The 14412-nt window shown below is 62.4% G+C and carries 12 protein-coding genes; 7 read left to right on the forward strand and 5 right to left on the reverse strand.

The window, feature by feature from the left end; genetic code table 11:
- Position 1 precedes the first annotated feature (1 nt).
- From KW842_RS01410 to KW842_RS01425, 4 genes are read left to right on the forward strand one after another with little or no spacing between them, the layout of a single operon-like run.
- Complete coding sequence (locus tag KW842_RS01410; protein WP_218302301.1) at positions 2 to 1171, forward strand: cystathionine beta-lyase; 1170 nt, start codon at positions 2 to 4, stop codon at positions 1169 to 1171.
- The gene (gene hisC / locus KW842_RS01415) at positions 1168 to 2226 is read left to right on the forward strand and encodes a histidinol-phosphate transaminase (protein ID WP_218302302.1); all 1059 of its coding nucleotides are present in this window, start codon (positions 1168 to 1170) and stop codon (positions 2224 to 2226) included. Before KW842_RS01410 ends, hisC begins: the two co-directional genes overlap by 4 nt.
- A gap of 47 nt (positions 2227 to 2273) precedes the next feature.
- Positions 2274 to 3506 (forward strand): putative DNA modification/repair radical SAM protein, encoded by a 1233-nt coding sequence (locus tag KW842_RS01420; protein ID WP_218302303.1) that lies wholly within the window; start codon positions 2274 to 2276, stop codon positions 3504 to 3506.
- Entirely contained in the window at positions 3503 to 4936 is a 1434-nt protein-coding gene (locus tag KW842_RS01425) for a UdgX family uracil-DNA binding protein (RefSeq protein WP_218302304.1), read from the forward strand. The genes KW842_RS01420 and KW842_RS01425 overlap by 4 nt, the downstream gene beginning before the upstream one ends.
- Here the strand turns inward: KW842_RS01425 and KW842_RS01430 are convergent.
- Both KW842_RS01430 and KW842_RS01435 read right to left on the reverse strand, forming a co-directional pair.
- Positions 4908 to 5270 (reverse strand): hypothetical protein, encoded by a 363-nt coding sequence (locus KW842_RS01430; RefSeq protein ID WP_218302305.1) that lies wholly within the window; start codon positions 5268 to 5270, stop codon positions 4908 to 4910. The genes KW842_RS01425 and KW842_RS01430 overlap by 29 nt on opposite strands.
- Positions 5271 to 5303: 33 nt before the next feature.
- Positions 5304 to 6203, reverse strand: a complete 900-nt coding sequence (locus KW842_RS01435) for an alpha/beta hydrolase (RefSeq protein ID WP_218302306.1) — start codon at positions 6201 to 6203, stop codon at positions 5304 to 5306.
- 58 nt (positions 6204 to 6261) lie between these two features.
- On the opposite strand from KW842_RS01435, the gene KW842_RS01440 reads away from it, so the two are divergent.
- Both KW842_RS01440 and KW842_RS01445 read left to right on the forward strand, forming a co-directional pair.
- A complete protein-coding gene (locus tag KW842_RS01440; protein ID WP_218302307.1) occupies positions 6262 to 6753 on the forward strand; it encodes a low molecular weight protein-tyrosine-phosphatase in 492 nt (163 codons plus the stop codon).
- Between the two features lie 88 nt (positions 6754 to 6841).
- Positions 6842 to 7762, forward strand: coding sequence for a sensor domain-containing diguanylate cyclase (locus KW842_RS01445; RefSeq protein ID WP_218302308.1), 921 nt, complete (start codon positions 6842 to 6844; stop codon positions 7760 to 7762).
- Here KW842_RS01445 and serB read toward each other — a convergent pair.
- The 3 genes from serB to KW842_RS01460 are packed head-to-tail and all read right to left on the reverse strand — an operon-like array spanning position 7759 to position 13059.
- Positions 7759 to 8601: a phosphoserine phosphatase SerB gene (gene serB / locus KW842_RS01450; protein WP_218302309.1), complete on the reverse strand. Its 843-nt coding sequence runs from the start codon at positions 8599 to 8601 to the stop codon at positions 7759 to 7761. The genes KW842_RS01445 and serB overlap by 4 nt on opposite strands.
- A 50-nt stretch (positions 8602 to 8651) precedes the next feature.
- Complete coding sequence (gene mfd, locus KW842_RS01455) at positions 8652 to 12104, reverse strand: transcription-repair coupling factor (protein ID WP_229223430.1); 3453 nt, start codon at positions 12102 to 12104, stop codon at positions 8652 to 8654.
- A gap of 22 nt (positions 12105 to 12126) precedes the next feature.
- The gene (locus KW842_RS01460) at positions 12127 to 13059 is read right to left on the reverse strand and encodes a 5'-nucleotidase (RefSeq protein ID WP_218302311.1); all 933 of its coding nucleotides are present in this window, start codon (positions 13057 to 13059) and stop codon (positions 12127 to 12129) included.
- A 158-nt stretch (positions 13060 to 13217) separates the two neighbouring features.
- Between KW842_RS01460 and KW842_RS01465 the strand changes: the two genes are divergently transcribed.
- On the forward strand, positions 13218 to 14321 hold the full coding sequence (locus tag KW842_RS01465; RefSeq protein WP_218302312.1) for a GGDEF domain-containing protein: 1104 nt from the start codon (positions 13218 to 13220) through the stop codon (positions 14319 to 14321).
- Positions 14322 to 14412: the final 91 nt, after the last annotated feature.

A 14412-nucleotide genomic window follows, 5' to 3' on the forward strand; every position in this document is an offset into this window, starting at 1 on the left:
CATGACGGTGCAGAAATCTCCGCAGACGGCGCTGATCCATACGGACTACAAGGCGCCGGAAGGCTTCGAGGCTTTCCCGGTCGGCATACACCATGCGTCGACGGTGCTGTTCAAGAACGTGGCGGCCATGCGCTCGGGCGACTGGAAAGAGAAGAACGCCTATACCTACGGCTTGCATGGCACGCCGACCACGTTCACGCTGGAAGCGCGGCTGGCGGAGATTGAAGGCGGCAACCACTGTCTGCTGGCGCCAAGCGGCCTGGCGGCTATCGCCATGGTGGACTTTGCGCTGCTCAAATCCGGTGACGATGTGCTGTTGCCGGAGAATGTCTACAACCCTAACCGCGAGCTGGGACGCTGGCTGTCGGATGATTTCGGCATCACCGCGCGCTACTACGATCCGTTGATCGGCGATGGCATTGCAGCGCTGATTCAGCCGAATACGAAGCTGATCTGGGTCGAGGCGCCGGGCTCGGTGTCGATGGAGGTGCCGGACCTGCCGGCCATCTGCAAGGCGGCGCATGCGCGTGGCGTGCTGGTGGCGCTGGATAATACCTGGGCGGCGGGCCTGGCGCTGCGCGGTTTTGACCTGGGCGCGGACATCATCATGCAGGCGCTGACCAAGTACCAGTCCGGCGGTTCGGATGTGCTGATGGGGGCTGTCATCACCCGCGACCGCACGCTGCACGACCGCGTCAGTCTTGCGCATATGCGGCTGGGCATGGGCGTTGGCGCGGACGATGCCTATCTGGTGTCGCGCGGCCTGCCGACCATGCGCCTGCGTTTCGACGCGCATGATGCGGCAGCACGTCAGCTGGCCACATGGCTGCAAGCGCGCCCGGAGATCAAGCGCGTGCTGCATCCGGCGTTTGCCGATTGTCCAGGCCACGAGATATGGAAGCGCGACTTTACTGGCGCTGGCGGCCTGTTCTCGGTGATCTTCGACGACCGCTATACCGAAGCGCAGACCGACCGCTTTGTCGATGCGCTCAAGCTGTTCAAGATCGGCTATAGCTGGGGCGGCGCCAACAGCCTGGTCATGCCATACCGCATACAGCATATGCGCAAAAACTGGCAGGACAAGGGCATACTGGTGCGCTTCAACGTGGGCCTGGAAGACGTACAAGATTTAATCGCCGATATCGAGCGAGCATTTGGGGAAGTGGCATGAGTAAGTTCTGGAGCAAAGTGGTGCATGGCTTGACGCCGTACACGCCGGGTGAGCAGGTACAGATGCCTGGTCTGATCAAACTGAATACCAATGAAAATCCCTACGGCCCGTCGCCCAAGGCCATCGCCGCCATGCATGAAGCGGCTGGCGACGGTTTGCGCAAGTATTCCGATCCGGCGAATGTGGCGCTGAAGGATGCGGTGGCGCGCCGCTTTGGGCTGGCGCGCGAGCAGGTCTTCGTCGGCAATAGCTCGGACGAGGTGCTGGCGCATACCTTCCATGCCTTGCTCAAGCATGATTTGCCCTTGCTGGCGCCGGACATCAGCTACAGCTTTTATCCCACCTATTGCAGCTTGTATGGCATCGAATGTGTGCAGCTGCCGCTGAACGGGCGTTTCGAGATTGATATCGCCGATTACAACCGTCCGTGCGGCGCGATCATCATCGCCAACCCGAACGCACCGACCGGCATCGCCTTGTCGCTGGCGCAGATCGAGGCACTGGTAAAAGCGCATCCAGAACAAGTGGTGGTGATCGATGAGGCGTATGTGGACTTCGGCGCGCAAAGCGCCGCCGCGCTGCTGGACCGCTACGATAATCTGCTGGTGATCCAGACGCTGTCGAAATCGCGTTCGCTGGCGGGCCTGCGGGTTGGCTTTGCGGTTGGCCATCCGGACCTGATCGCAGGCCTGGAGCGCGTGAAGAACAGTTTCAACTGCTACCCGCTGGGCCAGGTGCAGCAGGCTGGCGCGGTGGCGGCGCTGGATGACGTGGCTTACACCGAGCAGACTTCGCAAGCCATCATCGCCAGCCGCGCGTGGCTGACAGCGCAAATGCAGGCGCTGGGCTTTGAGGTGCTGCCTTCGCACGCCAACTTCATTTTCACCCGCCATCCGCAACATGATGGCGCGCAGCTGGCAAAAGCGCTGCGCGAGCGGGCTATCCTTGTGCGCCATTTCACCGCAGCGCGCATCGATCAGTTCCTGCGCATCTCCATCGGCACGGACGAGGAGTGCGGCAAGCTGGTTGAGGCGCTGAAAGCCATCCTGTCCTGATACGCTTCTGATATACTGTATGCATATACAGTATATCGGGGCGCGGGATGGAAATAAGAGACAAGCTGGAAATCCTGGCCGATGCGGCCAAATACGACGCGTCCTGCGCCAGCAGCGGGGCGCCCAAGCGCCACTCGATCGGCAAGGACGGTTTTGGCGCCACCACCGGCATGGGCATCTGCCACAGCTATACGCCGGATGGGCGCTGCGTCTCCTTGCTGAAAGTTCTGCTGACCAATTACTGCCTCTACGATTGCCAGTATTGCGTGAACCGGCGCACCTCAAACGTGCCGCGCGCGCGTTTTTCGGTCGCGGAAGTGGTCAGGCTGACCACCGATTTTTACCTCCGCAACTACATAGACGGGCTGTTTCTCAGCTCGGGCATTATCCAGTCGGCGGATTACACCATGGAGCAACTGGTGCAGGTGGCGCAGCAGTTGCGCGAGGTGCACCAGTTCCGTGGCTATATCCATCTGAAGACGATACCGGACGCCGATCCGGCGCTGATTGCCGCCGCCGGCCGTTATGCCGATCGCCTGAGCGTCAATATCGAATTGCCCTCGCAGGACAGTGTGCAGAAGCTGGCGCCGGAAAAGAGTGTGCACACCATCAAGCTGGCAATGGGGGCGATCCGCCGCAAGCTGGATGAGCGCGCGGAAGAACCTAAAGCGCCGCGTTTTGCGCCTGCCGGTCAAAGTACGCAAATGATCGTTGGCGCGGACGCCAGTGACGACCAGCAGATACTGTCGACCGCACAGACCCTATATGGCAGCTACAAGCTGAAGCGCGTCTATTATTCGGCCTTCAGTCCTATCCCGCAGAGTCCCAAGAGCGTGCCGCTGGCGCCGCCGCCGATGCTGCGCGAGCATCGGCTGTATCAGGCGGATTTCCTGATGCGCAGCTACGGTTTCCAGGCGCAGGAGCTGCTGCCGGACAGCGGCGCTAATCTGGCGCTGGACATCGATCCCAAGCTGGCCTGGGCCTTGCAGCACCGCGAGCATTTTCCATTGGACCTGAATCGTGCGGAGCCGCACATGATCGCGCGCGTACCCGGCATAGGATTGCGCAATGCACAGCGCATTGTTGAATTACGGCGTTTGCGGCAGGTGCGGTATGCGGATTTGTCGCGGCTGAGGTGCAGCATGAAGAAGATTTCGCCTTTCGTTATTACGGCCGATTATTTTCCTGCGCGTGATGCCAGCCCATCCGAGCATTTGCGGCGGGCGATGGCGGATGCGCCGCAGCAGATGAATCTGTGGCCGGAGTTGCAGGCCGCATGATGCGCAGGGTAGTACGTTCATTTGATGAGTGGCGTGCAGCCGCGCGTGGACTGCTTGCGGATGGCGTGCCGCCGGAATGCGCGGAGTGGGTTGCCAGCGATGACGATGGCGATCTGTTCTCCGCAGCCAGCGCGGCGAATGAGGAAGTGCTGGCGCGCCCGGCGGCTGTGGTGGCGCTTCGCCTGCCGCGCGAACTGATGGAGATGCTGACCAGCGCCGCATGCTTTAGCGCTACGGACCGCTGGGCCTTTCTGTACAAGGTGCTGTGGCGCTGGCAATTGGGCGAGCGTGAGGTGATGTCGGCGGCGGACCCGGACGGAGCGCGGCTGTATGCCATGGTCAAAGCCGTCCGCCGCGAGGAGCACGACATGCATGCCTATATACGTTTTCGCGAACGCAAGGAAGAAGACGGCGCACCGCGCTTTGTGGCCTGGTTTGAACCGACGCACGAGGTGCTGCCACAGGTGGCGGTGCACTTTGCCCGCCGCATGGGAAGCGCCACCTGGATGATCGCCACGCCGTCTGCCGCAGTGCTGTGGGATGGCGAGCAGCTGCACGACGCGCCGGCCCTGATGCGTAGCGCTGCCGACATTGACGACGCCGGCGAAGCGCTATGGCTCACCTACTATCGCAGCATCTTCAATCCGGCCCGCCTCAACGCCGAGCTGCTGCGGAGCCATATTCCATCGCGCTTCTGGAAAAACCTGCCGGAAGGTGCGATTGTGCCGGCCATGGTCAGCGCTGCCGCCAATGGCGAGCGGCGCACCGGCCAAACCGGCGCCGTAGGCCGGCGCGGTGGTGCGGCTACCATCGCCGTCACGCCGGAACGCGCGCAGCCGCAGCGGGATCAGCCCGATACGCTGGACCAGTGCCGCCGCTGCGAGCTTTGGCGCAATGCGACCCAGGCCGTGCCGGGCGTCGGTCCGCGCAAAGCCCGCATCATGCTGGTTGGCGAGCAGCCGGGGGATCAGGAGGATCTACAAGGGCTGCCGTTTGTCGGCCCGGCTGGCGCGGTGCTGGAGCGCGCGCTGGCCGAGGCAGGCGTCAAGCGCGATCAGGTCTATCTGACCAACGCCGTCAAGCATTTCAAGTGGGAGCTGCGGGGCAAGCGCCGGCTGCACAAAACGCCGGCGCAACGCGAAGTCGCGGCATGTCATGCGTGGCTGGAGGAAGAGTTGGCCAGCGTGCGGCCGGAAGTGGTGGTCGTGCTGGGTGCAACCGCGTTGAAGTCGGTGCTGCAAGATGGCAGCGCGACGATGGCTTCTGTCATGGACGCGCCGTTCCAGCATGAGGGGCGCTGGGTGGTGGCGGTCTACCATCCGTCGTTCGTGCTGCGCGCGCGGGATGAGGAAAGCCGGCAGCAGGCCTACGAGGTGATCGTCGCAGGCCTGCGCCAGGCGCTTACACTGGCGCCGGCTCGTTCCGGTTGATGCGGGTGACGCCGACGATCAGGCGATAGGCCTTCCATAGCCAGGCGCCGATCCAGATCAGCCACGCGACCGGAATACCGATGAAGGTCATGAAGAACACCGCGCCGACCACCACCCATATCACGTACCACCAGAAGGAGCGGATCATCCAGCTGTGATGGCTGTGCACGAAAGTGCCTTCCGTGCCGGGGCGCTGCAAATAGTTGAGGATCAGCGGAATAATCGAGAACGCGCCCAGCGAAAACACAAAGCTCACGGCGTGAATCACATACAGCCACCACGCGGTGGTCTTGGCTGATTCCAGACGGCCATCCAATATCAATTCCTGGGACATGATTTCTCCTTTCGTTGTTTGCATTCAGTATAACTAGCTGGCTGCCGTTGTGTCGCACAGTGTTCGCTTGAGGAATTCGATCACGTCGGCGAAAAATTCGGGTTGGATGGACTCGCGGTCGAAGCCTTCCGGGTCCTGCGATGGTTTGAAATTCGGGCGGGTCATCTCGGGCGGGAATTTGCTCATGAAGGCGAAGTGGCCGGCGCCGGGTATATCTTTGTGTTCGACCAGCGCTGGCTGGGCCACGCCTTCGATGATCTTGTGGGCGTGTTCGATTGGTGTGGTGTCGTCTTTTTCGCCGGTGCGCAGCAGGATGGGCAGGTCGACCGGACGCAGCGAGCCGGCGATGAACCAGAACGTCGCGGGATTCAGCAGCACCAGCGATTTGATGCGCGCGTCGGGCGTGACCGGCACCTGTTCGGGCAGGGCGCCGGAATCCTTGCGCTCATAAGGGCCGCTCCAGGCGATGCCGCCCACCGCCGCCAGTGCGGTATAACCGCCGATGGAATGGCCAATGACTGCGACGCCGCCACTGCGCACATGCGCGCCCAGCACCGGGTCGGCCAGCACCGCGTCGATGCTCAGCGTGATGTGGCGCGGGCGGTTGGCCAGATTGGCGGCGGTGCCGGCCAGCGTGTTGTCCAGCCGCGTGTTGCCAGTGTGGGCGGGCAGGGCGACCACAAAACCGGCCAGAGCGAGATGCCTGGCCAGCTGGCGATACGCCCAGGGCGTGCCGGCGTGGCCGTGCGAGATGACCACCAGCGGATACTTGCCGTCGGCCGGTGGCGCGTCGCTTGCAACTTCCAGCGAATAGGGGCCGAAGTGCTCCAGTTGTTCAGCGCCGTGGGCAGGATAGAGCACCGCCAGCGGCACGTCCGCACCCTGGACCGCATCGTGCACCTTGCTTAAGCGGCAGCCACAACTGATATCCATCGTTCTTCCTTTTTCGCATAGAATGCAACGATGTTGATTATATAAGGAGTGCGCCGTCATGGGCACGCAAAAACCGCTATCAGTGCTGTTTGTCTGCATGGGGAATATCTGCCGCTCGCCAACGGCGGAAGGGGTATTCCGGCACCGCGTGGCGGCGGCCGGATTGGCTGAGCGCTTCCACATCGATTCCGCCGGCACGCACGGCTATCACGTTGGCGAGCCGCCGGATGAGCGTTCGATGGAATACGCCGCCAAACGCGGCTACGACCTGTCGGCGCAGCGCTCGCGCAAGGTGACGCAACAGGATTTCGAAGCCTTCGACCACCTGGTGGCGATGGATCACGACAACCTCAAGCTGCTGCAAGCCGCCTGCCCGCCGCAGCATCGCCATAAACTCAGCCTGATGATGTCGCACGCCACGCGCAGCGGCGCCGATGCCGTGCCCGATCCGTATTACGGCGGCGGAAAAGGCTTCGATACGGTGCTCGACTATATCGAGGATGCGACAGATGGCTTGATCGCTGCGCTCAGAGGCAAAAAGATCGGTTAGTATGATGTGAATGACTACGCCACGCGCATAGGAGTCCACTTTGATAGAACCCGGCTTCCCCCCCAATGAGGCACTGCGGCTAGCAACGTTGAAGTCACTCAATGTACTGGACACCCCAGCGGAAGAACGTTTCGACCGCGTCACCCGCATGGCCAAGCGCATGTTCCGCGTGCCAATGGCCCTGGTCAGCATCGTCGACCAGGACCGGCAGTGGTTCAAGTCCGTGCAGGGACTGGACGCATGCCAGACGCCGCGCAACATCTCGTTCTGCGGCCACGCGATCCTGGGCGAGGATATCTTCCTGATTCAAAATGCGCTGGAAGATCCGCGTTTCGCCGACAACCCGCTGGTGGCCGGACCGCCGCATATCCGCTTTTACGCCGGCTGCCCGCTGCGCGCGCCCGACGGCGCCAAGGTCGGCACACTGTGCATTATCGATACCGCGCCGCGTGAATTCGACCATGACGACGCGTTGGCGCTACACGACCTGGCTGCGATGGTGGAGGATGAGCTGAGCGCTTTCCAGACCTCGACTACCGATGACCTGACCCGCATCTCCAACCGGCGCGGTTTCCATCAGCTGGCACGCTATGGCTTGAACTTCTGCATCCGCAACGGCCAGCCGGCGGCGCTGGCGTTCATCGACCTGGATCGCTTCAAGCCGATCAACGACCAGTTCGGGCATGCGGAGGGGGATCTGGCGCTGGTGGCGTTTGCCGAAGTGATGCAGGCCAGCTTCCGCAGCACCGATTTGTTCGCCCGATTGGGCGGCGATGAATTTGTGGTGCTGCTGACCGGCGCGAGCAAGGCCGATGCGGAGGGCGTGTTGCAGAAGTTCGGTGGTCAGCTGGATGACTACAACGCCAGGGCGCGGCGTGGCTATAATCTGGAATTTTCGTGCGGGGTAGTGGGCTTTGATCCAAGCAAGCCGCAAAGCGTGGATGAGCTACTGGCCGCCGGCGACGCGCAAATGTACGCGATCAAGGCGGCCAAGAAGCAGCGGCATTAGGTGAGCAGTGGCAGGATGCCATCCAGGCCGACGAAGTTGAGCGCTACGTTGGCTTGCTCACGCACTACCGGCTTGGCGCGGAAGGCCACCGACATGCCAGAGATGGCCATCATCTTCAGGTCATTGGCGCCGTCGCCCATGACGATGGCTTGCGTTGGCACGATGCCCAGCTCTGCGCAGACGCGTTCTACCGTGCGCTTCTTTTCTTCCGCATCGACGATAGTGCCGATGACTTTGCCGGTCAGCTTGCCGTCGATGATTTCCAGCTGGTTGGCGTTGGTATAGTCCAGGCCCAGGCGCACTTTCAGGCGCTCGGTGAAATAGGTAAAGCCCCCCGACACCAGCAGCGTTTTCAGGCCAGCCGTCTGCACCGCTTGCAGCATCTCTTGCGCGCCTGGCGACAGTTGCAGGCGCTCTTCATACACTTGCTCCAGCGCCGAAGCGTCCAGGCCTTCCAGTAGCGCCACCCGGCGCTTCAGACTTTCGGAGAAATCCAGTTCGCCGCGCATCGCTGCTTCGGTAATCTCCGACACCTGTTTTTTCAGGCCCTGCATGTCGGCGATCTCGTCGATGCACTCGATGGTGATCAGCGTCGAATCCATATCCATCGCCACCAGCTTGAACTCGCTCATTTTGTGGAAGCCGATCGAGTAGGTGGTGTCCAGTTGTGCCGCCTGCGCCGCCACTTCGATGGTCTGGGACAGCGCCGCCGAATAGGTGATGCCCTCGCAGCGCAAGGCGCGCTCGTTCAGCCAGGTCAGATTGGTCGGCGCGGTCAGCGCGGCGATGCGCTCCAGCCGGGCCTTGCAATCGCCGGTGCCCTGCAGGACGAGGTTCATGGCGGTGTTTGCGTTGGTCATGGGACGTAAATAGTAGTTAAGGTATTCGGTTAGGCCGTCAGTTGCTTGATCGCCGCCTTGATCTGTGTAACGCGCGCACTCAGGTCCGGCATGGCGGCGGTGATCTTCAGTTTATCCTGTCCATTCAGCTTGATCTGGCGATTCTTCTGTATCAGTTCGATGATGCGCATCGGGTCGATCGGCGGCTTGGGCATGAATTGCAGATTGGCAGCCTCTGTATGCGCGTCGATCTTGATGATGCCCACGGTCTTGGCGGCGATGCGCAAGCGATGTGTTTCGATCAGCGCCTTGACCGCCTCCGGCAACTTGCCGAAGCGGTCGATAAGCTCCTCCTGCAAGTCGTCGATCTTGTCTTGCGATGCGCAATTCGCCATGCGCTTGTAGATAGAAAGCCGCTCGTGCACATCGCCGCAGAAATCGGCCGGCAGCAGTGCCGGTACATGTAGATTGATTTCCGTGGTAGTCGCCAGCGGCGCAGCCAGGTCCGGCTCCTTGCCGGCCTTGAGCGAGCGCACCGCTTCGTTCAGCATGTCCGAGTATAGCTGGAAACCGATCTCGGTCATTTCACCGGACTGATTATCCCCCAGCACCTCGCCGGCGCCGCGGATTTCCAGGTCGTGCATGGCCAGGTAGAAGCCGCTGCCCAGTTCTTCCATCTGCTGGATCGCGTCCAGACGGCGCTGCGCCTGCTTGGTCAGCGATTGCACGTCATGCACCAGCAGGTAAGCATAAGCCTGGTGGTGCGAACGGCCAACGCGGCCGCGCAGCTGATGCAGCTGCGCCAGGCCGAATTTATCGGCGCGGTGCATGATGATGGTGTTCGCGGTCGGCACGTCGATACCGGTTTCGATAATCGTGGTGCAGAGCAGGATGTTGTAGCGCTGGGCGACAAAATCGCGCATCACTTTTTCCAGGTCGCGCTCGTGCATCTGGCCGTGCGCCACGGCGATGCGCGCTTCCGGCAGCAGCTCGGTCAGCATCGCCAGGCGGTTCTGGATGGTTTCCACTTCGTTGTGCAGGAAGTAGACCTGGCCGCCGCGCTTCAGCTCGCGCAGGCAGGCTTCGCGGATGATGGACTCGCCCTCGCTGCGCACAAAGGTCTTGATCGCCAGCCGTTTTTGCGGCGCGGTAGCGATCACCGAGAAGTCGCGCAGGCCTTCCAGCGCCATGCCCAGCGTGCGCGGGATCGGCGTGGCGGTCAGTGTCAGTACGTCGACTTCGGCGCGCAGCGATTTCAGCGTTTCCTTCTGGCGCACGCCAAAGCGGTGTTCCTCGTCGATGATGACCAGGCCCAGGCGGGTGAACTTGACGTCTTCCGACAGCAGTTTGTGGGTGCCGATGATGATGTCCAGCGTGCCGTCGGCCATGCCCTTGATGGCCTGCGCGATCTCTTTGCCGGTACGGAAGCGCGACATCTCGGCGATGCGCACCGGCCAGTCGGCGAAGCGGTCGGCGAAGGTTTGCGCGTGCTGTTCAGCCAGCAGCGTGGTCGGCGCCAGGATGGCCACCTGCTTGCCACCCATGACCGCGATGAAGGCGGCGCGCAGCGCCACTTCGGTCTTGCCGAAGCCAACGTCACCGCACACCAGCCGGTCCATCGGCTTACCCGAGGTCATATCCTTGATGACGTTGTTGATGGCTTCCTGCTGGTCCGGCGTTTCATCGAAGCCGAAGCTGTCGGCAAAACGCTCGTAGTCGTGCGCCGAATATTCGAACGAGTGGCCCTGGCGCAGCGCGCGGCGGGCGTACAGGTTGAGCAGCTCGGCGGCGGTGTCGCGCACCTGTTCGGCCGCCTTGCGCTTGGCTTTTTCCCACTGGCCGGAACCCAGCGTGTGCAGCGGCGCGTCGTCCGGCGAAGCGCCGGAGTAGCGCGAGATCACATGCAGCTGCGACACCGGCACATACAGCTTGGTCTCCTTGGCGTATTCCAGATGCAGGAATTCGGCGTCGCCTTCGCCCAGGTCCATGGTGGTCAGGCCCATGTAGCGGCCGATGCCGTGGTTGATGTGCACCACCGGATCGCCGATCTTCAGCTCGGACAGGTCGCGCACCATCGATTCGACTTGCGTGACGGCTTCCTGCTTCTTCTTGCCGACGCGGCGGCCGGAACCGGCATACAGCTCGGTCTCGGTGATGAAGATCAGGCGCTCGCCGCCGGCCGATAATTCGAAACCGGCGTGCAGTGGCGCCACGCCCAGCGCAAGTTTGGCGTCCGAGGCGATAAAGCCGTCAAAGCCTTCGACCGGCGCCAGCGCCAGGTCGTATTCATTGAAGTACTGTTGCAGCGTTTCGCGGCGGCCGTTGGATTCGGCGCAGATCATCACCCGGCTGCCGGACTGCATCAAATAGGCGCGCAGATTGGTCAGCGGGTCGTCCAGGTGGCGGTTGACGGCGATATTCGGCACCGGCGCCGACAGCTCGGAAGCGCCGGCGTCCGGGTTGTTGCGGATGGCGATCTGCGGATACGGCTTGGCCAGTACGAAGAACTGTTCGTCCGACAGGAACAGATCTTCCGGCGCCATGATCGGCCGTTCGCGGTCGGCTTTCAGGAAGCGGTAGCGCGAGTTGGTGTCGGTCCAGAAGCGCTTGATGGCGGCTTCGATATCGCCGACGGTGGCCACCACCGTGCCTTCCGGCAGGTAATCGAACAGCGTGGCCGTCTCGTCGAAGAATAGCGGCAGATAGTATTCAATACCGGCCGAGGCGATGCCGGTGCTGACGTCCTTGTAAATCACTGCGCGCGACGGATCGCCTTCAAAATGTTCGCGCCAGCGGCTGCGGAACGCGGTGCGCGAGGCTTCGTCCATCGGGAATTCGCGGCCCGGCAGCAGGCGTACCTGTTTGACCGGGTACAGCGAGCGCTGGGTGTCGGCATCAAAAGTGCGGATGGTTTCGATGGTGTCGCCGAACAGGTCGAGACGGTAGGGCAGCGCGGAGCCCATCGGGAACAGGTCGATCAGGCCGCCGCGCACCGAGTATTCGCCGGGCGACATCACTTGCGTGACGTGGGTATAGCCGGCCAGCGTCAGCTGCGATTTCAGCCTGGCTTCGTCGAGCGACTGGTTCTGCTCGAAGAAGAAGGTGTAGGCGGCCAGGAAGGATGGCGGCGCCATGCGCACCAGCGCGGTGGTGGCTGGCACCAGCATCACATCGCATTGGCCGCTGGAGATCTCGTGCAGCGTCGCCAGCCGCTCGGACACCAGGTCCTGGTGCGGCGAGAAGGCGTCGTAGGGCAGGGTTTCCCAGTCCGGCAGCAGGTGGCAGCGCAACTGCGCGCCGCCGAACCAGGGGATTTCATCGAGCAGGCGCTGGGCGTCGCTGGCGTTGGCCACGACCACCGCCAGCATCTGGCCACGGGATTTGAGTTCCAGCGCGATTTGCGCCAGTGCGTAAGCATCCGCCGAGCCATGCAGCGCGGGCAGGGCAAATCGATTGCCGGGTTTGGGAATGACTTTGCTTAAGGCTGACGACACAACACACATTCAACAGTTATCCAGACGCTTATTATAGCAAGCGGTTGGCGACGCCGAAGGGGATGTGCACCATTGGGATGTTGCCAGCCGGGGATTGCAGGTGGCTGAGCTGGTCGTCGAAGAACATATGCGGCCTGAAAATGCTGAGTACGCGGGCTTTTTCCATGCCGCCGAGGAAGAAAGTTTCGTTGGCGGATACACCCCAGCTCTTCAGCGTGGTCACCACCCGCTCGTGCGCCGGCGCGCTGCGGGCGGTGATGATGGCAATGCGCAGGATTTTTTTGTAGGCCGGATCGGCGCGCTGCGCGTCTTCCTCCAGCTGCTGCATCACCGACAGTTTGCGGAACAGATCGGCCAGCGGGCCGGGCTGGTGCGGCACGGCGACCCGCTCAACTTCATGCGCGTGGAATTCGCCGACATCGTTGTTGCGCTTGAATATGGTTTCAGACTCGTCGTCGGCGATCACGCCGTCAAAGTCGAAGGCGATGCGCAGCTCGCCGTCGCTCTCGTCGTCCTCGGTACGCGAGGGCAGTACCAGCCCGGCCGGATAGTTGGCGTCCAGCGCGCGCCGCACGTCCTCCTCGTTGGCCGACAAGAACAGCGAGGTATTGAAGGCCGGCAGATAGCGGTATGGCGATTCGCCGGTCAGGAAGCAGGCGCGCGAGATGTCCAGGCCGTAGTGGGCGATCGAATTCATCACGCGCAGCCCGGTTTCCGGCGAATTGCGCGAAAACAGCACCACTTCCACCGGCGAACTCTGCGGGTGGTGCTTATTAATGCTGAGGAAGCGGCGGATGAAGGGGAAGGCCACGCCCTTGTCGAGCACGGTGTCAATCTGCTGTTCCTGATAGCTGCGATAGGCCTCGGCCCCGCCTTCCAGGTACACCTGGTGCGAGGCGGTCAGGTCAAACAGGGCGCTGGAGGCGATGCCGATCACCAGCTTGTGTTCTATCGGGTAGGGCATGGGACTGAGCTGAGTTTGCGATGCGTTACTGTAACCGATCCGCCTGGGCGCGCGATTGATTTCTTTTCTGCAATTTAGTCATTGCCTACAGCCAGACGCTGCGCTACATTGGCAGCTCTTTACCATGGATGTGCGGCGTGCTGAATCTCGATACTCTTTTGCTGGTCCAAATTTGCGTGGCGCTGTTGACCACCGGGTTGCTGGTGGCGTCCGCCTGCTATGCCGAGAGTCCGCCAGAGCAGCGCTGGTGGGCCGCCGGCAATGTCGTTATCACGCTCGGTATGGCGATGTCGAGCGTGCAGGCGCTGCCGCTGGTGCTGAACGCCATCGTCTGCTATGGCGTCATCGCGTTCGGGCTGGGCCTGGCGCTGCGCGGCTTGCGGGTGTACTGCGCCGAGACGCTGTCCTGGACCAGCATTGTCATCATGGCTGGTGTCGCGCTGGCGTTCGCCGCGTATTTCACGCTGGTCGTGCCAAGCTTGCGCGCACGCCTGTGTTTCAGCGGTTTTTATTTCGCGATACTGAACTGGATCTGCGCGCTGGCGGTGGCCCGGCACGGCAACTGGCGCGTGACGGGTATCACGGTCGGCGGCTTTACCTTGCTGGGGCTGGCGCTGTTCCTGCGCGGCGTGCACATGCTGCTGCACAACGAGAACGATAGCTCGCTGGTGATCGCGCTGAGCGCGCTGATTGTGCCGCTGGCGCAAATCTGCATCGCTTTCGGCCTGATCCTGATGGTGATGTGGCGCTATGCCGAAAGGCTGAGACGCCTGTCCACGCTGGATGCGCTGACCGGTGCGCTGAACCGCGCCGGGCTGGAGATCCAGGGCAAGCGGGTCGGCTTGCGCGCCTTGCGCGGCGGCCGCAGCCTGGCGGTGATCATGATCGACGTCGATTGCTTCAAGGTGATTAACGACACCTACGGACACCCGGTCGGCGACGAGGTGCTGCGCCACCTGGCGCGGCTGGTAAAGCTGGAGCTGCGGCCGCATGATCTGCTGGCGCGCTTTGGCGGCGAGGAGTTTGTGCTGGTGCTCGACGGCGTCAGCCTGGACACCGCGCTGAATGTGGCCGAGCGGCTGCGCGCCCGCATTGAGCATGAACGGGTCGAGCTGGAGAAACTGTCGGTGCGCTACACAGCCAGCATGGGCGTGGCGTGCTCGGACCAGCACGACTACGATCTGATCCGCCTGATCTCGGCCGGCGACGCCGCCATGTACCAGGCCAAGCGCGCCGGCCGCAACCGCATTGTGGCTGGATAGCCACTGTGCGCGCCGCGCCACACCCGTAACGAATGTGATTGACGCCGCCATTGGGCGGGCCGCATATTAGTTGTGACGGAACAATAGTCAC

It is taken from the genome of Duganella sp. sic0402, assembly GCF_019219065.1.
In the GTDB taxonomy this organism is placed as follows: Bacteria; Pseudomonadota; Gammaproteobacteria; order Burkholderiales; family Burkholderiaceae_D; genus Rugamonas.